We start from the raw sequence: 22,594 nt of genomic DNA on the forward strand, positions 1-22,594 counted from the left end.
AGCCTGTACGCTGTGCGCATGAACCGAGTGATCTGGCTGCTTCTGGTGCTGCTGCCGGGAAGCGCATTGGCCGAAGAGGGCGTGATCTACCGCTGTACCTCCAGCAGCAGTGACGTCCCTACCCTGCAGCGCTCGCCGTGCCCCACCGGCAGCAAGCAGCAGGTGCTGCGCATACCCGACCCGGCCAACGCGCAGCCGGCTGCCGCTGCACCTGTGGCCGACGAACCCGCACCCGCCCCGGTCGAAACACCCGCGCCGGTGCCGGCCGGACCGGCCGTTGCCCCTGCGGCCCCAGCGAAACCACGACGCGCGGACGAAGGGCGCACGATCATGGAAGCAGGCATGGTCGAACACGAAGGAGACGACCAGATCCTCGACAGCGCGACGCTGCGCCGCGATGCCGGGGCTCGCGCCGCCACAGGTGACGGTCCACCGAAGCCGCCGCTTCCTCCGATCTTCCAGTGCACCGACAGCCAGGGCAGCGGCTACCTGTATGAGTACGAGGCCGCGCCGGGCCGCTGCGAGCTGATGACGGTACAGGGCCTTGGCGGAGTGACGCCGGTGAATGCCGCCAGCTGCGAAGTGGTGCGCGACCACTGCGAAGCGCTTCCCGAAGCGCAGCGCTGCGGTGGTTGGCAGCAGCGCTTCCGCGATGCCCGCGGCCGTGAGCGCTTTGCCGCGCCGGAGAACCGCGATACCGCGCGCGGAGAACGCGAGCGGCTGCAGGGCGTGCTGGAGGCCAGCAACTGCCCGGTGCCGGGGTGACAGCCACCCGGTAGTGCCGGCCGCTGGCCGGCAATCGCAGGATTTTCAGATGATTGCAGTTGCCGGCCAGCGGCCGGCACTACCCTCTGAAAGATCAGAACCCGTAGCGCAGGAACCCACCATCCACCGCGATGCACTCGCCGGTGACATAGCTGGCCGCCGGCAGGCACAGGAAGCCCACGGCCGCAGCCACTTCCTCCGGCTCGCCGATGCGGCGCATGGGCGTGCGGTTGATCACTTCCTCGTAGTAATCCGGGTCCGCCAACGGACCGGACGTGCGCCGCGTGCGGATGTACCACGGCGCCACCGCGTTGACCCGGATGCCATCCTCGGCCCACTCGACGGCCAGGTTGCGGGTCATCTGGTGCATCGCCGCCTTGGTCATGCCGTAGACCACACCGCTGCGCACGTGGGTCAGGCCGGACACGCTGCCGACATTGACGATCGACGACGACGCGTGGCGGGCCAGCAACGGATGTGCGTAGCGCGACAGCTCGAATGCCGAGAACAGGTTGGTCTCGAAGATCTTCCGCCATTCATCCTCGGAATACTCCGTGGCCGCCTTGGTGACGTTGCCGCCGGCGTTGTTGACCAGGATGTGCAGGCCATCGCTGTGGTCCTCCACCCAGTCCAGGATCTGGCGGCGGTCCTCGTCGTCGGAAACATCGGCGGCCAGCGCATGCACCTGCATCTGCGGATACACATCCAGCAGTTCGTCGCGCGCGGTCTCCAGCATGTCGATATCACGGCCGACGATCATCAGGTCGGCGCCGAGCCCCGCCAGTTCATGGGCGATGGCCAGGCCGATGCCGGCGCTGGCGCCGGTGATCAGGGCGGTCTGGCCGTCCAGGCGCCACCGTTGCTGGGTCATGTGCTCTCCGGGGCCGCGCCCGCTGTATTTCGATGCGGCAAGGATACGCGCTCACGGCCGCCCCCTGCCGAGGATGCGACACTGCCCGCACGCCCATCACGGAGTGCCGCCATGCGCATCCTGATCCTGTCCACGTCCCTGCTGGCCACCGTGCTGCTGTCCGCCTGCCAGCGCCCGCCCACGCCGAACCCGGAGAAGCCGCCGGAACCGCAGGCCATGGCCCGCGCGATCCAGCAGCCACTGGACCGCGCCAAGCGCGTGCAGAAAACCGTCGATGACGCCGCTGCGAGCGAGCGCAAGGCCGAGGCTGACGCCGCGCAGTAACCCCGCAAACGAAAACGCCCGGCCAAGGCCGGGCGCTTCCAGTAAATCCACGCCATTCATGCGTGGATGGCTTCCGGTCAGAACCCGCAGAAGCAGTACGCCAGCGCCTTCACCGGCGTGCCGTTGCCCTTCTCGCGGGCCGCGTTCTCGACAAAGCGCAGCTGCGTATCCACTTCCGGCATCGTGCGCGCCAGCACCATCCGCGCCATGCCCGAATCGGACAGCATCCAGGCACCGGCATGGCTGCCGGCGAAACCGCTGACGAACTGTGCGAACGGCGTTGCCGCCTTCTCGATGTAGCGCACGCGATAGGCATCGGCCTTGCCCAGCTTGGCGCGGCTGGCGGCATCGGCCACGGCATCCTTCAGGCCACCGAAGGCATCGACCAGGCCACGTTCCTTTGCCTGCGCACCGCTCCACACGCGGCCACGGGCCACTTCGTCGACGGCCTCGACCGGCTTCTTGCGGGCGTCGGCGACGCGACCGGTGAAGTCGGCGTAACCCTTGTTGATCACCGACTGGATGACCTGGCCCACGGCCGGCTCCATCGGGCGGGTGACATCGAACGCACCCGCGAAACGGGTGGTGCCGACACCATCGGTGTGCACGCCGATCTTGTCCAGCGCGCGGCTGAAGTTCGGCACCATGCCGAAGATGCCGATCGAACCGGTGATGGTCGACGGATCGGCATAGATGCGATCGGCATTCATGCTGATCCAGTAGCCACCGGAGGCGGCCAGGTCGCCCATCGACACCACCACCGGCTTGCCGGCGGCCTGCAGGGCCACCACTTCGCGGCGGATCTGCTCGGAGGCGAACACTTCACCACCCGGCGAATCCACGCGCAGCACCACGGCCTTCACGTTCTCGTCGTCACGCGCGGCACGCAGCAGCGCCGAGGTCGATTCGCCACCGATGCGGCCGGCCGGGAGATCACCGCCGCTGATTTCGCCGGCAGCCACCACCACCGCCACCTGCGGACGGTTATCGACCGGGTTGCGACGCGCATCGAGCTGGCCCAGGTAGGTGCCGAAGTCGACGTTGCGGAAACCACCGTCGGCATCGTCGTCGGCCACGCCGCGCTCGATCATCAGATCCTCGAATTCCTCGCGGGTCTTCAGTGACGTCACCAGCTTCTGCTGCAGGGCGAACTTGGCCAGGTCGCCACCGGCAGCGGCGATGCCTTCCGGCAGCGTGTCGATGCCGGCGGCCAGCTGTGCCGGGTCCAGGCGACGGGCCTTGGCGATGTCGCCCAGGTAGCGCTGCCACACGTCGTTCATCCAGAACAGGTCGGCTTCCTTGGAGGCCGGCGACGCAGCATCGAGCACATACGGCTCGGCCGCGGACTTGTACTCACCCACCTTGAACAGGTGCACGTCCACGCCCAGCTTGTCCTGCAGGCCGGTGCGGAAATACTGGCGGTAGCGGCCCAGGCCCTCGAGCACCACCGACCCCATCGGGTCCAGGTAGACCTCGTCGGCCTGTGCGGCCAGCAGGTACTGCGACTGGCCCATGCTCTCGCTGTAGGCCACCAGCTGCTTGCCGGACGCACGCAGGTCCTGCAGTGCCGCGGCCACTTCACGCAGCGAGGCAAAGCCCGACGGCTGCAGCTTGTCCAGCTCCAGCACCACGCGCTCGATCTTCTTGTCTTCCTTGGCCGACTCGATCACCCGCAGCAGATCGCGCAGCTGGATCTCTTCGGCACCGTTGTCGCCCACCGCCTTGGCCAGCGCACGGCTGACCGGATCAGCGCTGAACTGCTCGACCAGGCGGCCTTCCGGCGCAATCACCAGGGTGGTGCGGTCCTGCAGCGACTTGCTGGCACCGGCGCCCATGCCGGCGGCGATGACGAACATCACCAGCAGCAGGAACAGCAGGCCGAAGAACACCAGGTTGAGGATCAACCGGCGGGTGAAGTTCATGACGTCCCACAGCCCGATGAAGAAGCTGGCGACGGGGTTGCGACGCGCCGGGGGCAGCGGGGGCACGGGTTGATTCATGGAACGCTCCGGATGGCTTCTTGCCGTGGTGCCAGCATAGCCGGTGCCGCGTGATGCGGCATCGGACACAAGTCAGGGGATCGCCCGCCACGGGTCATCGCGGCGGGCGGGGCGGATCAGGACAGTACGGACTGGCCGATGCGCAGGCTGCTGCGGCGCAGGCGCCAGCCCATCAGGATGGCGGCGGCGGTCAGGCCGACGATCAGGCCGATCCACATGCCCTGCGGGCCCATGCCCAGGCCCAGGCCGAGCCCGGCGCCGAGCGGCATGCCCAGGCCCCAGTACGCGAACATGGCGATGAACATCGGCACGCGGGTGTCCTTCAGGCCACGCAGCGCGCCGGCCGACAGCACCTGGATGCCATCCGGGAACTGGAAGGTGGCCGCGTACAGCAGCAGGGTGGAGGCCAGGCCGGCCACCGCCAGGTCGTTGGTGTAGACACCGACGATGGCATCGTGGCCGAACAGCAGTACCGCCGCCGACAACGTCTGCGTACCCATGATGATCGCGTAGCCGGCCCAGGCCGCACGCCGTACACCGAAGCCATCGCCACGGCCGACCGCATGGCCGACGCGCACGGTGGTGGCCTCGGCCACGCCCATCGGGATCATGAAGCACAGCTGCGCAACGTTGATCGCGATCTGGTGCGCGGCCGCCTCATTGGCACCGAGGCGGCCGATCAGCAGCGCGGTGACGATGAACAGGCCGCCCTCCATCAGCACGGTAATGCCGATCGGCAGGCCGGTGCGCAGCAAATCCCAGATCGCAGACCAGCGCGGTCCTTCGAAGTGCGAGAACAGCTGCAGGTGGGCGAAGCGCTTGGTGAACCACAGGTAGGTGGCGAAGGCGATCGCCTGCAGCCACATCATCACCGCCGAGGCGATGCCCAGGCCCTCGGCACCCATTTCCGGGAAGCCCAGCTTGCCGTTGGCCAGCACGTAGCCCATCGGCGCCAGCACCAGCAGGCCACCGAAACCGAGCAGCATGGTCGGCAGCGTCCAGTGCATGCCCTCGCTCAGATAGCGCATGCAGAAGTACAGGGTCAGCGCTGGGCCGCCCCAACGCACCGCATGCAGGAACGCGGTCGCCCCCGGCACGATGTCCGGCGCGATGCCGAATGCCGGCAGCAGCGGCGGCACCACCGTGAGGAAGGTGAACATGATCAGGCCCAGGCCCAACGCCAGCCACAGTGCCTGGCGGAACAGCGGGCCGATCTCGCGCTCGCGGCCGGCGCCATGCAGCTGCGACACCGAGGCGGTGAGCGAGATCAGGGTGCCGATCGGAATCAGCATCGGCAGCCACAGCAGCGCCGTACCGATGGTCACCGCAGCCAGGGTCGCGGTGGCATGGTGGCCAGCAATGACGTTGTCGACGAAGGAGATCAGACCGGTGGAGACATGCCCGAGCACAAGCGGCAGGGCGAGCAGACCGGTGGCGCCGACTTCCTTGCTGAAGCGCGGCGTGGAGGTTGCAGTAGACATAAGGTGCTTGACGCGAACTGCGGTTGCGCGCGAAGGGCACAGGCACCGGGTTGCGGGCCGCCATCTTACGCGTGCAGCGCGCGCATTCCCATGACATGGCGTGAATGCTGGGTTCCGGCAGGCCCCGGCATCACCCGTTGCGATCGCGTTACCGGGAAAGACGCCCGCCTTGTGGAGTCGACTGTCAGTCGACTGCTCTTCATACAGGACCGCGAAAACCCCGCGCTGTGCGCGCAAGTCGACTAACAGTCGACTCTACCCCTGGACGCTGCGCCTTCGGGTTTACTGCCCCGCCTGGCGCTTGAGCCAGGTGTCGCGCTCGGCGGGCGGCACGGCGAGGAACGCGCTGCGTACCGTGTCGCGTTCCTGTGGTGGTGTGCGCTGCGCGACCAGGGTGAGCTGGGCCAGCTGCGCCGTGCTGAGCTGGCGCAGCACGGCCAGCGCGGCCTCGCGCTGTTCCGGCGGCACAAACCCGAACAGGCCGTGCAGCTTGGGGAACTCCAGGCCCAGCTGCGGACCCAGCCGCCAGCCTTCGCGGAACGCCTGGTCCTGCGCCTGGAACTGCTGGCGCAGGCGCTGCTGCTGGTCGGCCGGCAGCGCATTGAAGCGGGCAGCGGCCTGACGGATCCGCTCACGCTCGCCCTCCGGCAGGGCGCGCCAGGCCGCGTAGTCGGCGCGACGCTGGCGCTGCTGCTGGGCATCGAGCTGGGTGAACGCAGCGGGCGTCGTGCTTGTGGTGACCGGGGCCGGAGCCGGAGCCGCCGGTGAACTGCCCGGCACTGGCGGCGGCAGCGGCACGCTCAAGGTCTGCGGCGCGGCGGACAGCGACAACGGCAGGGCCAGCAGCAGGCTGGCGAACAGGGTCTTATTCATCGGCAGCAGCGGTTTCCAGCGTGGCGCTGGCCGGCTCGGGCCGGCTCGGCTTGGATTGCGATTCGTCCACCGGCAGTGGGCCACCGGCCGCCGTCCACGCATACAGATCGGCATCGGCCACCAGCGGATAGTCGCGGTCGGCCAGCATGGTGGCGTCGTCCGCCGCCTGCGCAGGGGTCGCGTCCGGCGCGGCATTGACCTTGCTCGGCGGCAGTGCTTCCACCGTGACGGGGCCCGCCTCACCGACCACGCCTTCCGGCAATGGGGCGTCGCTGCCGAACGAATGCCCCTGCCAGTAGCGCCAGCCCAGCGCGGCGGCCAGCAGTACCGCCACGGTCACCAGCAGGATCAACGGACCGCGCCAGCGCGGCTTGGCATTGGCGCGGCGGCGCTTGCCAGTGGCTGCGGCCCGCTCGTCGCGCTGCGGGGTGCGCCAGCTGGAGGTCGGGACTTCGCTGCTGGTCGTCGGTGCCGTCGGCTGTTGCAGCTGCTGCAGGCGTTTGGCGGGCAGGTCTCGGATGCGCAGCTGCACCTGTTCGGCCAGCTGACGCCAGGCCGATGCATCGGGCTGGCCGTGCGCGTCACGCGGGCAGGCATCGGCCAGCAGGTGCTGGTAGCCGGCTTCGTCCTGGTCGAGCACGCGCGTGGCGATACCTTCATCCAGGCTGCCGCCCACCCGCAGCAACAGCGCCAGGCGCGGCAACGGTCCCATCTCGCCCAACGCGGCCAGCGACGGTTCCCACTGGCCGCCCACCGGCTCACGCAGTGCCTGGCGCTGGCCCAGCAGGGTCCAGAAGCGGGTCGGCCACTGCGCCATCGGCAGGTCACTGGCGACCGCCGCAAACGCGCGCATCACCGCCACCAGGGTCTGCTCGGCACGGGCAGCATCGCCGCACTGCAGTTCAGCCACCACCAGGGCGCGGCGTTCAACGCCTCGCAGGAACGCCGACAGCGCGCCGGCCGCGGTCGAGGAAACAGGGGCGGGCACAGCCGTCATCGGTCACTCCAAAGGTCTGCCCGCATGATAGCGGCAGGCCATCGACGCCCGGCAGGACTTGCGCCCGCAGGCACTTCGTGCTGCAGGTTGTGCACAGCACCACGCTGCCTGCGCTGGAAACTGTGGCATCCAGCTGAATTCACTCTGTTTCAGCATTGTTTCACACTTAAATCATTGATTTTGATGATTTTTAAAGTATGGCGATTTTTTGACCAACCCGAGCATGAGGCCGTCGCCATCGGCCTCCTGCGCGCCCGCCGACCGGTAACGCACAGCGTTATCCACAGAACATGTGGATAAGACTGAATCTCCAATGGACACCGATATTTAGGTGACATTTATGATTCAACGGGCGCCGCCCCACCGCCTCCCACCCCGCCATTCGCGCGCGCATGGCCCGGTACACTGGCCCGATGCTTTCACCGATTCCGACCCTGCAGGTCGCCCTGCCCGTCCCCCTGCCCCGTCTGTTCGACTACCTGTCGCCGGAGGGCGATGGCCCCACGGTTGCGGTCGGTTGCCGCCTGAAGGTGCCGTTCGGTAACCGCGAGCTGGTCGGCGTGGTGGTGGGGCACGGCCAATCCGACGACGGCCAGGGCCTGCGCCAGGCGCTGGCCTGGTGCGACCCGCAGCCGCTGCTGCAGGGTGAGCTGTGGCAGAGCCTGCAGTGGCTGGCGCGCTACACCCATGCCCCTCTCGGCGAGGTGCTGAGCACCGCCCTGCCCGGCCCGCTGCGACATGGCGACGCCCTGCCTGACACCCATCACTGGGGCTGGCAGCTGACACCCGGAGGCCATGCCCAGCGCGGGACACTGCGCGCCGGCAGCCGCCCGCGGCAGTTGGCCGAACTGCTGGCCGAGGCCGTGGTGGATGAGGATGTACTGGGCGAACGCATGCAGGACTGGCGCACCGCCGCACGCAGTCTGGCCAAGCGTGATCTGGCCGAGCGCGTGGCGCTGACGGTGGCACCGCAACATGCGCAGCCACTGCCCGGTCCAACGCTCAACCCGGACCAGGCCGAGGCGGTGGCCGCGATCAACGCCGCCGAAGGCTTCCAGCCCTTCCTGCTGGATGGCGTGACCGGCAGCGGCAAGACCGAGGTCTATCTGCAGGCGATCATCCATTGCCTGGCGCAGGGGAAGCAGGCGCTGGTGCTGGTGCCGGAAATCGGCCTGACCCCGCAGACCCTGGCACGCTTCCGCGGCCGCCTTGGCATCGCCGTGCACGCGCTGCACTCCGGGCTGAACGACAACGAGCGCGCGCGTGTGTGGGCGGCGGCCTCACGTGGCGAAGCGCGGGTCATCGTCGGCACCCGCTCGGCGGTGTTCACACCATTGCCGCAAGCCGGCCTGCTGATCGTCGACGAGGAACACGACGGCAGCTACAAGCAGCAGGACGGCATCCGCTACCACGCGCGCGATTTCGCCCTGGTGCGTGCCAAGGCGCTCGGTATTCCGGTGCTGCTCGGCAGTGCCACCCCTTCGCTGGAAACGCTGCACAACGCCTACGCCGGGCGCTACACGCACCTGCGCCTGAAGCAGCGCGCCGGTGATGCACGGCCGCCACGCGTGCGCATCCTCGATGTGCGAAAGCGGCCGCTGCATGACGGTCTGTCGGCCGACGTACTGACCGGCATCGGCGAACATCTGCAGCGCGGCCAACAGGTACTGGTGTTCAAGAACCGCCGTGGCTACGCGCCGGTGCTGCTGTGCCACGACTGCGGCTGGACCGCGCCCTGCCAGCGCTGCGATGCGCCGATGACCGTGCACGGCGGCGGCCGTCGCCTGCAGTGCCATCACTGCGGCGCTCGGCAACCGGCGCCGCTGGCATGCCCGGCCTGCGGCAGCCTGGCGCTGCAACCCCAGGGCATCGGTACCGAACGCCTGGAAGAGCATCTCACCGCCGCCTTCGCCGACTTCCCGGTGGTGCGTATCGACCGCGGCACCACTTCACGCCGCGATGCACTGGAACAGCAACTGGCGAAACTGGGCGACCAGCCCGGCATCCTGGTCGGCACGCAGATCCTGGCCAAGGGCCACGACCTGCCGAAGCTGACCCTGGTGGTGGTGGTCGGCATTGACGAGGGCCTGTTCTCGGCTGACTTCCGTGCCAGCGAGAAACTGGCGCAGCAGTTGATCCAGGTGGCCGGCCGTGCGGGACGCGCGCGTGATCCTGGCGAAGTCTGGCTGCAGACCCATCACCCCGGGCACCCGTTGCTGGAAACCCTGGTGAGCGGCGGCTACCACCCGTTCGCGCAGGCCGAGTTGAACCAGCGCCAGGCCGCCGGATTCCCGCCGTTCGCGCATCTGGCGCTGATGCGCGCCGAAGCGCAGCAGGTGGAGCATGCCAACGCGTTCCTGCTGGCGGCGCGGCAACTGCTGGGCGACCAGAATGTGGTCGAAGCCTATGGGCCCATGCCGGCGCCGATGCCACGGCGTGCCGGCTACCAGCGCACCCAGCTGCTGCTGTCTGCGTTGCAGCGGCCGCCGCTGCATGGGGTGCTTTCGCAGCTGGTTCCGCAGCTGTATGCGCTGCCGGAAGCACGCAAGGTGCGCTGGTCGCTGGATGTGGATCCGACGGATCTGTATTGATCCGGTCGGTGCTGCGTAGAGTCGAGCTTGCTCGACTGCCTCATGCAGGAGCAGTCGAGCAAGCTCGACTCTACCAACGGCCCTGCCGCTTACGTCAGCGGCGACATCACGCCGCGCTGGTAGGCCGGCCGCTCGCGCAGGCGCGCGTACCAGTCGGCCAGGTGCGGCAGTTCCGGGCGCTGGATCGGCAGTTCGAACCAGGCATAGATCAGCGAGCCCAGCGGGATGTCACCCATCGCGAACGTCTCGCCCGACAGCCACGGCTGTCTGGCCAGCGTGGCATCGGCCATCGCCAGGTAGTCGCCGGCGCGCACGATGGCGGCATTGATCCGCGCTTCGTCGCGGTCGGCCGGGGCGGTGCGCATGATGCCCCAGATCAGGTCGGTGTAGATCGGTGCCATCCGCGAGGTACTCCAGTCCATCCACTTCTCGGCCTGGGCACGTTCCATCGGGTCTTCGGCGTACAGCGTGCCCAGCGCATAGCGCGCGCTCAGGTAACGCACGATGGCATTCGACTCCCACAGCGGCAGGCCGTGGTCTTCGATCACCGGCACCAGGCTGTTGGGATTCATCGCCTGGTACTCCGGCGTCTGCGTGCCGCCGTGGCTGCCACCGACTTCGATGGATTCATACGGCAGGCCGATCTCCTCGGCGCACCACAGCACCTTGCGGACGTTACTGGAATTGCGGCGGCCCCAGATCTTCAACATGCGGGTTTTTTCCTTGCTGGCAATGCGAGCGGCAACGATACGCCTGATCGGAGTGGGTGTGTGGGTGGTGGATGCGGGATCTGGCATCCGGGAATTGCCGGCCAGCGGCCGGCATTACCGGTTCTTTTTCGGCAGCGCGCGCACGTAGGACGATTTGCCATCCTTCTTCAGCTCGAACAGGCCGATCGCCGCCAGCAGATCGCTGAGTTTGCCGTAGCCATAGTTGCGCGGATCGAACGAGGCCTGATTGCCGATCTGGCTGCCGACCGGCCCGAGGTGCGACCAGCCATCCTCGCCCTCCGCCGAGGACACCGCGCGGCGCAGCATCTTCACCAGCCGGGTGTCACTGCGCATTTCCGCACCGCTCTTGCGTGGCCGGGCATCGTCGTTGGCAACAGGCTCGTTCGATGCCTGTTCGCTGGAAGCCTGTTCGGTATCCGGCACGCTGGCATGGGTCTGGCCCAGCGCTTCCAGGTAGGTGAACTTCGAGCACGCGTTGACGAACGGCTCCGGGGTTTTCTTCTCGCCGAAGCCATACACCTTCACGCCGTCAGTCAGCAGGCGCATCACCATCGGGGTGAAATCGGCATCGCTGGAGACGATGGCGAAGCCATCCAGATTACGCGCGTACAGCAGATCCATGGCGTCGATCACCATCGCCATGTCCGAGGCATTCTTGCCCTTGCTGTAGGCAAACTGCTGGATCGGGCGGATCGCATATTCGTGCAGTACCGCCTCCCAGCCCTTCAACCGCGGACTCTTCCAGTTGCCATAGGCACGGCGCACGTTCGCCACACCGTAGCGGGCGACTTCGGCCAGGACCTCGTCGATCTTCGAGGCCGGCGCATTGTCGGCGTCGATCAACAGGGCGATGCGCTTTTCCGGTTCGCTCATGGGCTCCTCACGGGCCGTTGCCTGAACCCGAGTATCGCCGATCCACGCGGGCGCTGACGTGACAGGGGGCCATCGTGCGAAGATGCCAGGCGCTTCCCCCAATGCCCCCACTGGAGTGAGTCGATGAGTCGCGAGCGCGTTCCCCACCTGGTTGTTGTCGGCGGCGGTTTTGCCGGTCTCTGGGCCACCCGTGCCCTGGCCCGCGAGCGCATACGCATCACCCTGGTCGACCGCCGCAATCATCACCTGTTCCAGCCGCTGCTGTACCAAGTGGCCACCGCCGGCCTGTCCGCCCCGGATATCGCCGCACCGCTGCGCCACATCCTCGGCCACCAGCGCAATGTGGAAGTCCGCCTCGGCGAAGTGGTGACCATCGACAAGCAGGCCCGGCAGATCCGCATGGCCGATGGCAGCACACTGGACTACGACAGCCTGCTGCTGGCCACCGGCGCCACCCACGCCTACTTCGGCAACGACCAGTGGGCCGATGATGCGCCCGGCCTGAAGACACTGGACGATGCGATCGCGCTGCGCCGCAAGCTGCTGCTGGCGTTCGAGCGCGCCGAGGCGGAACCGGACCCGGCGAAGAAGGCCGCGTGGCTGAGCTTCGCCGTGGTTGGCGGTGGACCTACCGGCGTCGAACTGGCCGGCACGCTGGCCGAGATCGCGCGCCACACCCTGCGCAATGAGTTCCGCCACATTGATCCAGCCAGCGCCAAGGTACGGCTGGTCGAGGCTGGTCCGCGCGTACTGTCCTCGTTCCCGGAAGTGCTTTCGCTGAAGGCGCGCCGGCAGCTGGAAAAACTGGGCGTGGAGGTACTGACCGGCACCCCGGTGAGCGACATCGACAGCCAGGGCTTCAAGCTCGGCGATCAGTTCGTACCGGCACGCACCGTGGTCTGGGCCGCCGGCGTGGCCGCTTCACCGCTGGCGCGCACGCTGGACGTGCCGCTGGACCGCGCCGGACGCGTGCAGGTGCAACCGGACCTGACCCTGCCTGGCCACCCGGAACTGTTCGTGGCCGGCGATCTGGCCGCGCTGAACCAGGCCAACGGCAAGCCGGTGCCCGGCGTGGCACCCGCCGCCAAACAGATGGGCAAGTACGTGGCCGAGGTGATCCGTGCACGCCTGCACGGCAAGCCCGAGCCCGGTCCGTTCAAGTACGCCGACTTCGGCAACCTGGCCACCATCGGCCGCATGGCTGCGATCGTGCACCTGGGCCGGCTGCAGCTGTCCGGCGTGCTGGCCTGGTGGTTCTGGCTGGCCGCGCACGTGTTCTTCCTGATCGGTTTCCGCAACCGCATCGTGGTGCTGCTGAACTGGGCCGTGGCGTACTGGAGCTACCAACGCAGCGCGCGCATCATCTTCGGTGATGATCAGGAAGACCGGCGGCCGAGGCGCTAGGGCCGCACGCATGTTCCTGTAGAGCCGAGCCATGCTCGGCTGCACTTTGCGCGGACTGCAGAAGCCGAGCATGGGCTCGGCTCTACGGCGCCTTCGGCTTCGGGTACCACAACGCGTTGACGATGACCCAGCGCTGGTCGAAGCGGCCCATGTGGAAGTAGTCGACGAACCACGGCGTTTCCAATCGCACCGAGGCGGCGTTGCCGGTCACGTCCAGCACCGTGCAGCGGCGGTCCCATTGATCCTTCGGGGTTTTCAGCGCGCCCTGCTTCGTCAGCGCGACCAGTTCTTCCTTCGACATGCGGCGCAGGCCCAGCCGCTCGTCGGGCGTATCGCCGAGCACCGCGCGCTTGGCCAGGTCCGGGTGCAGGGAGCGGGCGACGCGCTGTGGGTCGGCCTCCAGCTGGCCGTCGACGTAGTCGTGGCAGGTAGCTTCAATGGCCGCGAGGGTGGCCGGATCGGCGGCAGGGCTCGTTGCTGCGGAGAGAGCGAACAGCAGGGCGATCGTGGACATCCGGGTCTCCAGCGCTGAGGGCGCGGGGCGATCATGGCATGGCTGGAAGCGCCCATCCACGCATGGCGTGGATCTACAGAAGCGTCTCGGCAGGTGCCTGCAGCCAGGCCAGCTTGCGTTCGCGCGGCTGCTGCTTGAGTTGCCACTCGGCCCGTGACGCGGCGGCCCGGTCCGGGAATTCGCGCACGGCCAGCACGCGCAGCGGTGGCCGCGCCCGGGTGTAGCGCGCGCCCTTGCCGGCCTGGTGGGCAGCGAAACGCGCCTCCACATCGGTGCTGATGCCGGCGTAATAGCTGCCATCGCGGCATTCGAGCAGGTACAGGAACCAGGGGCGGAGGGACGGGGCCATGCCCGGATTATGCCGTGCTGCACTGCAGCGGATATACTGGCGCCCGAATGCAGGAGAGAGGCGCCGCGCTGGCGCCCGCCGAAGGCGCAGGCTCCCATGATCGCTCAGGCCGGTGGGCTGGAATCCCACCAACCATGCATTCGACTCGCCGAGCTGGAGAGAGGTCACCGGGCACGCCCGGGACGATCCGCCGAAGGGGCACGCGGCCTACGCCGCTGAACTCTCAGGCAAAAGGACAGCGGGAGCGGCACCGGTCATCGTCATCCCGTCATTGCGCAGGCAGTGGCGGTAGTCGCGCATGGCCGGCCCCACCGCGCCCGGAGCCTGCCCCATGCTGCTGTCCATCATCTACCTGATTGCCATTTCCGCTGAAGCCATGACCGGCGCGCTGTCCGCCGGCCGCCGCCGCATGGACCTGTTCGGGGTGGTCATGATCGCCTGCGTCACCGCACTCGGCGGCGGTTCACTGCGCGACATCCTGCTCGGCCACTATCCGCTGGGCTGGGTGAAGCATCCCGAATACCTGGGCTTCACCGTGTGTGCGGCGCTGATCGCCACCTGGGTGGCGCGTTGGATGCACCACTTCCGCCGCACCTTCCTGGTGCTCGATGGCCTGGGCCTGATCGCCTTCACCCTGATCGGCTGCTCGATCGCGCGCGAAGCCGGCCATGCGATGCCGATCGTGCTGATCGCCGGCATGCTGACCGGCGCGTTCGGCGGCGTGCTGCGCGACATCCTCTGCAACGAGGTGCCGCTGATCTTCCAGAAGGAGCTGTACGCGATCATCGCGCTGCTGACCGGCGCGGCCTATCTGTTGCTGCTGCACTGGGGCGTGGCCGACGCCACCGCGATCCTGTGCTGCCTCGGCGGCGGCTTCGCGCTGCGCCTGCTGGCGATCCACTACCGCTGGGAAATGCCGAAGTTCGTCTATCACGACGAAGTGCATTGATTGTTTGACGGTAGTGCCGGCCGCTGTCCGGCAACACGGCACATGCCCGCAGATTCCAGCAGGTTGCCAGCCAGCGGCCGGCACTACCGAATGCGTTGCATGACCATGGTCACGCGGCATTGGCCGGGCTGATTGGCTACCATTGTCACCCCGTTGCTGCCGCGACGGCATCCAGCCACGCCGCGCCCGCGGCCCCGCCAGACACTCCCTCCCCGCTGCCCGTGGTGCCGTGAACGCGCCGACGGGCCCGCATGTCCCTGCGCGCGCAGGGCGCAGGATGCCCCATGTCTGTCGCCGAAAATTCCCGTTCCCGCCGTGCCCGCCCGTTGTGGGTGGTGCTGGGCATCGCCCTCGTCGCCCTTCTGGCGTGGTGGCTGTGGCCCCGGGACGACGCCGGCAGCAGCGACGATGCGCCGGGCAAGACGGTGCCGGTACGCGTGGCGCGCGCCAGCGCCGAGCCGCTGGTGCTGCGCCTGAAGGCGGTCGGTACGGTCACCCCCCTGCACAGCGTGGTGGTACGCAGCCGCGTGGATGGCGAGCTGCTGCGCCTGCACTTCCAGGAAGGCCAACAGGTGAAAGCCGGCGACCTGCTGGCGCAGATCGACCCACGCCCGTATGAGGTGAAGCTGGCACAGGCTCAGGGGATCCAGCAGCAGAACCTGGCCGAGCTGGAGAACGCCGAACGCCAGCTGCAGCGCTACCGCGAACTGCAGAAGCAGAACTACGTGTCCGGGCAGGAACTGAGCGACCAGCAGAGCAAGGTGCGCCAGCTGCAGGGTCGCCGCCTCAGCGATCAGGCGTCTGTTGACGAAGCGCGCCTGCAGCTGCTGTACACCCGCATCACCGCACCGGTCAGTGGCCGCGTCGGGCTGCGTCGGCTGGACGTGGGCAACCTGGTGCGCGCCAGCGATGCCGAAGGCCTGGTGACGCTGGCGCAGACCGCGCCGATCAGCGTGCTGTTCACCGTGCCCGAACCCGAGCTGCCCGCGCTGCTTGATGCCGTGCAGGCGCAACCGGCATTGGCAGTGGAAACCTGGGACCGCGAAGAACGCCGGCAGCTGGCCCGCGGCTCGCTGTCCAGCGTCGACAACCGCATCGATACCACCACCGGCACGCTGAAGCTGCGCGCGCACTTCGAGAACGACGACCTGGCCCTGTTCCCCAACCAGTTCGTCAACGTACGCCTGCAGCTGGGCGAGCAGCCCGCGCTGCTGATTCCCGATGCCGCCGTGCAGTTCGGCAGCCAGGGCAACTACGTGCATGTCGTCGGCAAGGACAACAAGGCGCAGCGGCGCAATGTGGTGCTTGGGCCTGCCGATGACGGACGCGTGGCCGTGCGCTCGGGACTGGCTGCGGGCGACCAGGTGGTGATCGAAGGCATCGACGGACTGGAAGACGGCACCGCGGTGGAGATCATCACCGAGGAGGCCGTGACCAAGGCCGGCGCATGAACCTCTCGCGCGCCTTCATCCTGCGTCCGGTCGCTACCACGCTGCTGATGGTGGCGCTGCTGCTGTCGGGCGTGCTGGCCTACCGCCTGCTGCCGGTGGCAGCGCTGCCGCAGGTCGATTACCCGATCATCCAGATCACCACGTTGTACCCGGGCGCCAGCCCGGAGCTGACCACGCGCACCATCACCGCGCCGCTGGAGCGCCAGCTCGGGCAGATCCCCGGGCTGAAGCAGCTGTCGTCGACCAGTTCCGGCGGTGCGTCGGTGATCACCCTGCAGTTCGGCCTGGAGGTGTCGCTGGGCGTGGCCGAACAGGACGTGCAGGCCGCAATCAATGCGGCGGGCAGCTTCCTGCCCGGCGACCTGCCGGTGCCACCGGTCTACCGCAAGGTCAATCCGGCCGATACGCCGATCCTGACCCTGGCGGTGACCTCACAAGGCCTGTCGCTGCCGCAGGTGCACGATCTGGTGGATACGCGCATTGCCCAGCGCCTGGCACAGTTGCCCGGCGTCGGCCTGGTCAGCCTGGCCGGGGGCCAACGCCCGGCGGTGCGCATCCAGGTCAATCCGGCGGCACTGGCCGCCAACGGCCTGGGCATGGACCACATCCGCACCGCCATCGCCGCCGCCAACGTCAACCTGCCCAAGGGCAGCTTCGACGGCCCGATCCGCGCGGTGATGCTCGATGCCAATGACCAGATGCGCAGCGTGGATGAGTACCGTGCCCTGGTGCTGGCCTGGCGCGACGGCGCGCCGCTGCGGCTGGGCGACGTGGCCACCATCACCGATGGCGCCGAGAACCGCCAGCTGGCGGCGTGGAGCGGCACCACCCCGGCAGTGCTGGTGAACATCCAGCGCCAGCCCGGTGCAAACGTGATCGCCGTGGTCGAACAGGTGCGTACGCTGCTGCCGCAGCTGCAGGCCACGCTGCCGGCTGGTGTGCAGATGAACGTGTTGAGCGACCGCACCGAATCGATCCGCGCGTCGGTGCGCGGCGTGCAGAAGGAACTGGTGCTGGCCATCGGCCTGGTGGTGCTGGTCACCTGGGTGTTCCTGCGCAATCTGCCGGCCACGCTCATTCCCAGCGTCGCGGTACCGCTGTCGCTCATCGGCACCTTCGCGGTGATGCTGCTGGCCGGCTATTCGCTCAACAACCTCACGCTGATGGCGCTGACCATCGCCACCGGCTTCGTGGTGGACGATGCCATCGTGATGCTGGAAAACATCGCCCGCCATCTGGAGGAAGGCGAAAGCCCACGCGACGCAGCGCTGAAAGGCGCAGCCGAGATCGGCTTCACCCTGGTGTCGCTGACTGTTTCGCTGATCGCGGTGCTGATCCCACTGCTGTTCATGGCCGACCTGGTGGGCGCGCTGTTCCATGAGTTCGCGGTGACACTGGCGGTAGCCATCGGCATTTCGCTGCTGGTCTCGCTGACACTGACGCCGATGCTGTGCGCGCGGTTCCTGAAGCCGCACGCGAAGACCTCGCATGCGCCCGATGTGTTCGACCGCGTCATCGCCCTCTACGACCGACAACTGCGCTGGGTGCTGCAGCGCCAGCCGCTGATGCTGCTGGCCACCGTTGCCACGCTGGCACTCACCGTGGCGCTGTACTTCGCCGTGCCCAAGGGCTTCTTCCCGGTGCAGGATGCCGGCCTGGTGCAGGGCATCAGCGAAGCCCCGCAGGCCATCTCGTTCCAGGCCATGCGCGAGCGCCAGCAGGCGCTGGCCGCCGCCATCGAAGCGGACCCGGCGGTGGCCAGCGTGTCCTCGTACATCGGCGTGGACGGCAACAATGCCACGCTCAATACCGGCCGCCTGCTGATCGAGTTGAAACCGCATGGCGACCGCGATGGCGCAACCGAGGTGATGGCGCGCCTGCAACAGCGCGTGTCGAAGATCCCCGGCATCACCCTGTACCTGCAGCCGGTGCAGGAGCTGGGCATCGAAGACCGCATCAGCCGCACCCAGTACCAGTTCACGCTGACCACGCCGGATCTTGAAACACTGGAGCGCTGGACCCCGAAGCTGCTGCAGGTGCTGCGCCAGCAACCGGCACTGCGCGATGTCGCCAGCGATCTGCAGATGCAGGGGCGGCAGGCACGGGTGAACATCGACCGCGACGCCGCAGCGCGCCTGGGCGTGAGCGTGGAAGCGGTGGCCGATGCGCTGTACGACGCTTACGGGCAACGGCAGATCTCCACCATCTTCACCCAGGCCAGCCAGTACCGGGTGGTCCTGGAGGCCGATCCTTCACGGCAGCCCGGGCCGGAGGCGATCACGGGCCTGCGTGTGCGCAGCAGCAGCGGACAGACCGTGCCGCTGGGTGCGGTGGCGCGCGTGGATCTGGGCCCGACCGCCCTGCTGCGCAACCATGTCGGCCAGTTCCCGGCGGCCACGCTGTCATTCAATCTGGCCCCGGGCGCATCGCTGGGCGAAGCGGTGGAGGCTGTGCATGCCGCACGCGCACACGTGGATCTACCGCAGAGCATCGAGCTGCGCCTGCAGGGTGCCGCAGCGGCGTTCAGCAGTTCGCTGTCCTCCACACTGTGGCTGATCCTGGCGGCAGTGGTGGTGATGTACATCGTGCTGGGCGTGCTCTACGAGAGCTTCATCCATCCGGTCACCATCCTCTCCACCCTGCCTTCGGCAACGGTCGGCGCTCTGGCCGCGTTGTGGGTGAGCGGCCGCAGCCTGGACCTGATCGCAGTGATCGGCATCGTGCTGCTGATCGGCCTGGTGAAGAAGAACGCGATCATGATGATCGACTTTGCGCTGGACGCGCAGCGCACACGCGGCATGACGCCACGCGAAGCAATCCACCAGGCGGCACTGCTGCGCTTCCGGCCGATCCTGATGACCACGCTGGCCGCGCTGTTCGGCGCAGTGCCGCTGATGCTGGCCAGTGGTTCCGGTGCCGAACTGCGGCAACCGTTGGGCTGGGTGATGGTGGGCGGGCTGCTGGTGAGCCAGGTACTGACCCTGTTCACCACGCCGGTGATCTATCTGGCCTTCGATCGCCTGCAGCGTGGCCGCGCGGCCGTTACGGCGCCGTCGCCTGACGAGGCGCGCGCGTGACCCCTGTCGCGCGCCTGGCACAGGCCTGCGTGCAGCGCCCGGTGGCCACGATCCTGCTGGCCGTGGCACTGGTGTTGGCGGGCCTGCTGGCATTGCGGTTGTTGCCGGTGGCGCCGTTGCCGCAGGTCGATTACCCCGCCATTGAAGTCAGTGCCAGCCTGCCCGGCGCCTCGCCCGAATCGATGGCGGCCACCGTGGCCACGCCGCTGGAGCGTGCACTGGGCAGCCTGCCTGGCATCTCGCGCATAGACTCGGCCAGCACCCAGGGCCAGACCCAGATCGAACTGAAGTTCGTGCTCGGCCGCGACATCGATGAGGCAGCGCGTGAAGTGCAGGCCGCCATCAACCTTGCACGCGGGCAGCTGCCCAGTGGCATGCCCGGCATGCCGCAGTACCGCAAGGTCAATCCCTCACAGGCACCGATCCTGGCGTTGGCGCTGACCTCGGACACCTTGTCGCCCGGCCAGCTGTACGACCTGGCCTCCACCGTGCTGGCGCAGAAGCTGTCGCAGGTACCGGGCGTGGGTGAAGTGCAGGTGGGTGGCAGCGCGTTGCCGGCCGTGCGCGTATCGCTGGACCCGAATGCACTGAACCATGCAGGCCTGGCACTGGAAGACGTGGCCCAGGCCATCGCGCGTGCCAATGCGGTGCGCCCGCTGGGCGCGGTGGGGGACGCGCGCCAGCAGTGGCAGCTGGAAGCGCCGCTGCAGCTGCGCCAGGCCGCGCAGTACCGCGAACTGGCGTTGAAGGCCAGCGACGACCGCACGCTGCGGCTGGGCGATGTCGCCGCCGTTGCCGATGGCGTGGAAGACCGTTACGCCAGCGGCTTCCACAACGAACGCCCCGCCGTGCTGCTGATCGTCAGCCGCCAACCCGGTGCCAACATCATCGCCACCGTTGATGCCATCCAGGCGCAGCTGCCGCAGCTGCATGCACTGTTGCCCTCCAGCGTGGACATGCGCCTGGTGATGGACCGCTCGCCGGTGATCCGCGCCACCCTGCACGAAGCGGAGCTCACGCTGGTGCTGGCGATCGTGCTGGTGGTGCTGGTGGTGCTCGGCTTCCTCGGCCACTGGCGTGCAGCGCTGGTGCCCAGCGTGGCGATTCCGGTGGTGCTGTTCGGCACGCTCGCGCTGGTGGCGTTGATGGGCTTCTCGCTCAACACGCTCTCGCTGATGGCCCTGATCGTGGCCGCCGTGCTGGTGGTGGACGATGCCATCGTGGTGCTGGAGAACATCGCCCGCCATCGCGAACTGGGCGCCGATCGCTGGCAGGCCGCCGTGCGTGGCGCCTCGGAAGTGGGAGCAACGCTGCTGTCGATGAACCTGGCGCTGGCCGTGGTGTTCATCTCCATCCTGTTCCTGGACGACTTCGTCGAACGCCTGTTCCGCGAATTCTCGTTGACCCTGGTGGCGGCGATGGCGGTATCGGTGCTGGTCGCCCTGAGCCTGGTTCCGATGCTGTGTGCACGATTGTTCGTGGACGACGCACGGCAGCCCTCGGCCTGGCAGCGCGGCAGCAACGCACTGTTCGAGCGCCTGCGCGGGGTCTACCTGCGCACGCTGCAGGCCAGCCTGCGCCGGCTGCGCTGGCCGTTGCTGGCGTTCGTGGCCGTGATCGCCCTCAACGCCTGGCTGTTCCAGCAGGTACCCAAGGGCATCGTGCCCAAGCAGGACACCGCACAGCTGCGTGGCTTTGCCCGCGGCGACGACGGGCTCTCCTTCCAGGCCATGCAGCCGAAGATCGATGCCTACCGCGCGCTGCTGCTGTCCGACCCGGCCATCGAGGACATCATCGGCTACATCGGTGGCAGCAACGGGGTCAACAACGCCTTCATCATGATCAAGATGAAACCGCTGGCCGAGCGCAAGGTCTCCAGCCAGCAGGTGATCGACCGCCTGCGGGCGCAGCTGCCCAAGCTGCCCGGCGGCAATCTCTATCTGTGGGTGGACCAGGACATCCGCCTGGAAGGCGCCGGCAGCAGCGGCAAGTACGAGTTCCAGCTGCTGTCGGCCGATACTGCGCCCCTGCGCGAATGGGCACCGAAGGTGGCCGCCGCACTGCGTGGCCTGCCGGAGCTGGTGGACGTGGAAGCGCAGGGTGATGCCGGCATGCGCCAGGTGGTGCTGGATATCGACCGCGAGGCGGCCGCGCGCCACGGCGTGGACCTGCGTACCGTCGCCAGCATGCTCAACAACTCCTTCAGCCAGCGCCAGGTGGCCACGCTGTACGACAGCCTCAACCAGTACCGCGTGGTGATGGAGCTGGACCCGAAGCACACCCAGGACCCCGGCACGCTGTCGCGGCTGCAGGTGATCGATGGCAACGGCCAGCGCATTCCGCTGTCGAGCATCGCCAGCTGGCGCTATGGCATGGCACCGGACCGGGTGTATCACAGCGAACAGTTCGCCTCGATCTGGATCGAGTTCGCGCTGGCACCGGGCGTGGGGCTGGAACAGGCCACGCAGGCGATCGATGGTGCGATGTCGAAACTGATGCTGCCACGTTCGGTGCAGGGCAAGCTGTCCGGTGAGGCCGGAGGCCTGGATCAGCTGCGCGCGCGCCAGCTATGGCTGGTGCTGGGCGCCACGTTGGCGGTCTACCTGGTGCTGGGCATCCTCTACGAAAGCTTCCTGCAGCCGCTGGTGATCCTGTCCACCCTGCCCTCGGCCGGTGTCGGCGCGCTGCTGGCGTTGTGGCTGTTCGGCAACGAACTGAACCTGATCGCCCTGCTCGGCTTGTTCCTGCTGGTGGGCGTGGTGATGAAGAACACCATCCTGCTGGTGGACTTCGCGCTGGCCGGCGAGCGGCGCGGGTTGAGCGCGCAGGATTCAGTAATGGAAGCCGCGCGGTTGCGCCTGCGGCCGATCCTGATGACCTCGCTGGCGGCACTGCTTGGCACGCTGCCGCTGATGCTGGCCAACGGCGAAGGCTGGGAACTCCGGCAACCGCTGGGAATCGCCATTGTGGGCGGGTTGCTGGTCAGCCAGTGGCTGACGCTGTACACGACGCCTGCGATGTATCTGGCGTTGGCGAGGGTGCGCGCGAAAAAGGCCATGTAGCGTCGAGCCATGCTCGACTGCTCTTTGCAGGGAACCAACGCGCTTAGCGCGCAAGTCGAGCATGACTCGACGCTACACAAGAGCTGTATCCACGCATGGCGTGGATCTACTGCGGACATTGAGTAGAGTCGAGCTTGCTCGACTGCCGTTGGGGCACGTTCTTCCGCAGTCGAGCAAGCTCGACTCTACGTATCCAAGGCGGATCAACGCACTGCGCGGACTGGACCACTTGGCGTGCCGGGTGCGGCCCGACGGGCCCGCGACAGATGTGGCCTCCGACGG

17 protein-coding genes and 2 riboswitches are annotated in these 22,594 nt (G+C 67.9%); of the genes, 8 read left to right on the forward strand and 9 right to left on the reverse strand.

The features are described from left to right. Positions 1–18 precede the first annotated feature (18 nt). Positions 19–765 (forward strand): hypothetical protein, encoded by a 747-nt coding sequence (locus AC13GF_RS18815; RefSeq protein WP_483005625.1) that lies wholly within the window; start codon positions 19–21, stop codon positions 763–765. 94 nt (positions 766–859) lie between these two features. Here AC13GF_RS18815 and AC13GF_RS18820 read toward each other — a convergent pair whose 3' ends face one another. Beyond that, positions 860–1,636, reverse strand: coding sequence for an SDR family oxidoreductase (locus AC13GF_RS18820; RefSeq protein ID WP_483005626.1), 777 nt, complete (start codon positions 1,634–1,636; stop codon positions 860–862). A 111-nt stretch (positions 1,637–1,747) separates the two neighbouring features. Here AC13GF_RS18820 and AC13GF_RS18825 point away from each other — a divergent pair, with 111 nt between their 5' ends. Beyond that, a complete protein-coding gene (locus AC13GF_RS18825; RefSeq protein WP_483005627.1) occupies positions 1,748–1,960 on the forward strand; it encodes a hypothetical protein in 213 nt (70 codons plus the stop codon). Between the two features lie 77 nt (positions 1,961–2,037). Here the strand turns inward: AC13GF_RS18825 and sppA are convergent, their stop codons facing one another. The 4 genes from sppA to AC13GF_RS18845 all read right to left on the reverse strand — a co-directional run bounded on the left by sppA (position 2,038) and on the right by AC13GF_RS18845 (position 7,311). Continuing rightward, on the reverse strand, positions 2,038–3,960 hold the full coding sequence (gene sppA / locus AC13GF_RS18830) for a signal peptide peptidase SppA (RefSeq protein ID WP_483005628.1): 1,923 nt from the start codon (positions 3,958–3,960) through the stop codon (positions 2,038–2,040). Positions 3,961–4,076: 116 nt separating this feature from the next. Then, positions 4,077–5,441, reverse strand: coding sequence for an MATE family efflux transporter (locus AC13GF_RS18835; protein ID WP_099554534.1), 1,365 nt, complete (start codon positions 5,439–5,441; stop codon positions 4,077–4,079). Positions 5,442–5,723: 282 nt separating this feature from the next. Continuing rightward, positions 5,724–6,314: a DUF3106 domain-containing protein gene (locus AC13GF_RS18840; protein WP_483005629.1), complete on the reverse strand. Its 591-nt coding sequence runs from the start codon at positions 6,312–6,314 to the stop codon at positions 5,724–5,726. Continuing rightward, positions 6,307–7,311: a hypothetical protein gene (locus tag AC13GF_RS18845; RefSeq protein WP_483005630.1), complete on the reverse strand. Its 1,005-nt coding sequence runs from the start codon at positions 7,309–7,311 to the stop codon at positions 6,307–6,309. Before AC13GF_RS18845 ends, AC13GF_RS18840 begins: the two co-directional genes overlap by 8 nt. 413 nt (positions 7,312–7,724) lie before the next feature. Between AC13GF_RS18845 and AC13GF_RS18850 the strand changes: the two genes are divergently transcribed. Next, positions 7,725–9,902, forward strand: coding sequence for a primosomal protein N' (locus AC13GF_RS18850; protein WP_483005631.1), 2,178 nt, complete (start codon positions 7,725–7,727; stop codon positions 9,900–9,902). 89 nt (positions 9,903–9,991) lie between these two features. Here AC13GF_RS18850 and AC13GF_RS18855 read toward each other — a convergent pair whose 3' ends face one another. Then, positions 9,992–10,612 (reverse strand): glutathione S-transferase family protein, encoded by a 621-nt coding sequence (locus AC13GF_RS18855; protein WP_483005632.1) that lies wholly within the window; start codon positions 10,610–10,612, stop codon positions 9,992–9,994. 114 nt (positions 10,613–10,726) lie between these two features. Next, entirely contained in the window at positions 10,727–11,506 is a 780-nt protein-coding gene (locus tag AC13GF_RS18860; protein ID WP_010481148.1) for an NYN domain-containing protein, read from the reverse strand. A 123-nt stretch (positions 11,507–11,629) separates the two neighbouring features. Here AC13GF_RS18860 and AC13GF_RS18865 point away from each other — a divergent pair, with 123 nt between their 5' ends. After that, positions 11,630–12,910 carry an NAD(P)/FAD-dependent oxidoreductase gene (locus tag AC13GF_RS18865; protein ID WP_126928881.1) on the forward strand — a complete coding sequence of 427 codons (1,281 nt, stop codon included), beginning with the start codon at positions 11,630–11,632 and terminating at the stop codon, positions 12,908–12,910. An 82-nt stretch (positions 12,911–12,992) separates the two neighbouring features. Here the strand turns inward: AC13GF_RS18865 and AC13GF_RS18870 are convergent, their stop codons facing one another. Together AC13GF_RS18870 and AC13GF_RS18875 are read right to left on the reverse strand one after the other, a co-directional pair. After that, positions 12,993–13,424, reverse strand: a complete 432-nt coding sequence (locus tag AC13GF_RS18870; RefSeq protein WP_483005633.1) for a nuclear transport factor 2 family protein — start codon at positions 13,422–13,424, stop codon at positions 12,993–12,995. 73 nt (positions 13,425–13,497) lie between these two features. Next, positions 13,498–13,773 carry a GIY-YIG nuclease family protein gene (locus AC13GF_RS18875; RefSeq protein WP_483005634.1) on the reverse strand — a complete coding sequence of 92 codons (276 nt, stop codon included), beginning with the start codon at positions 13,771–13,773 and terminating at the stop codon, positions 13,498–13,500. 40 nt (positions 13,774–13,813) lie between these two features. Further along, a riboswitch (glycine riboswitch) is annotated at positions 13,814–13,903 on the forward strand. Positions 13,904–13,916: 13 nt separating this feature from the next. Continuing rightward, positions 13,917–14,020: riboswitch (glycine riboswitch) on the forward strand. 84 nt (positions 14,021–14,104) lie between these two features. On the opposite strand from AC13GF_RS18875, the gene AC13GF_RS18880 reads away from it, so the two are divergent. From AC13GF_RS18880 to AC13GF_RS18895, 4 genes are all read left to right on the forward strand, one after another. After that, positions 14,105–14,722 (forward strand): trimeric intracellular cation channel family protein, encoded by a 618-nt coding sequence (locus AC13GF_RS18880; RefSeq protein ID WP_005411215.1) that lies wholly within the window; start codon positions 14,105–14,107, stop codon positions 14,720–14,722. 284 nt (positions 14,723–15,006) lie between these two features. Further along, on the forward strand, positions 15,007–16,173 hold the full coding sequence (locus AC13GF_RS18885) for an MdtA/MuxA family multidrug efflux RND transporter periplasmic adaptor subunit (protein ID WP_483005635.1): 1,167 nt from the start codon (positions 15,007–15,009) through the stop codon (positions 16,171–16,173). Then, positions 16,170–19,250 carry a multidrug efflux RND transporter permease subunit gene (locus AC13GF_RS18890; protein ID WP_483005636.1) on the forward strand — a complete coding sequence of 1,027 codons (3,081 nt, stop codon included), beginning with the start codon at positions 16,170–16,172 and terminating at the stop codon, positions 19,248–19,250. The genes AC13GF_RS18885 and AC13GF_RS18890 overlap by 4 nt, the downstream gene beginning before the upstream one ends. Beyond that, positions 19,247–22,312, forward strand: coding sequence for an efflux RND transporter permease subunit (locus tag AC13GF_RS18895; RefSeq protein ID WP_483005637.1), 3,066 nt, complete (start codon positions 19,247–19,249; stop codon positions 22,310–22,312). The genes AC13GF_RS18890 and AC13GF_RS18895 overlap by 4 nt, the downstream gene beginning before the upstream one ends. The last annotated feature ends 282 nt before the right edge of the window (positions 22,313–22,594 follow it).

This window comes from Stenotrophomonas sp. 22LJNL06-5-1, from assembly GCF_056861455.1.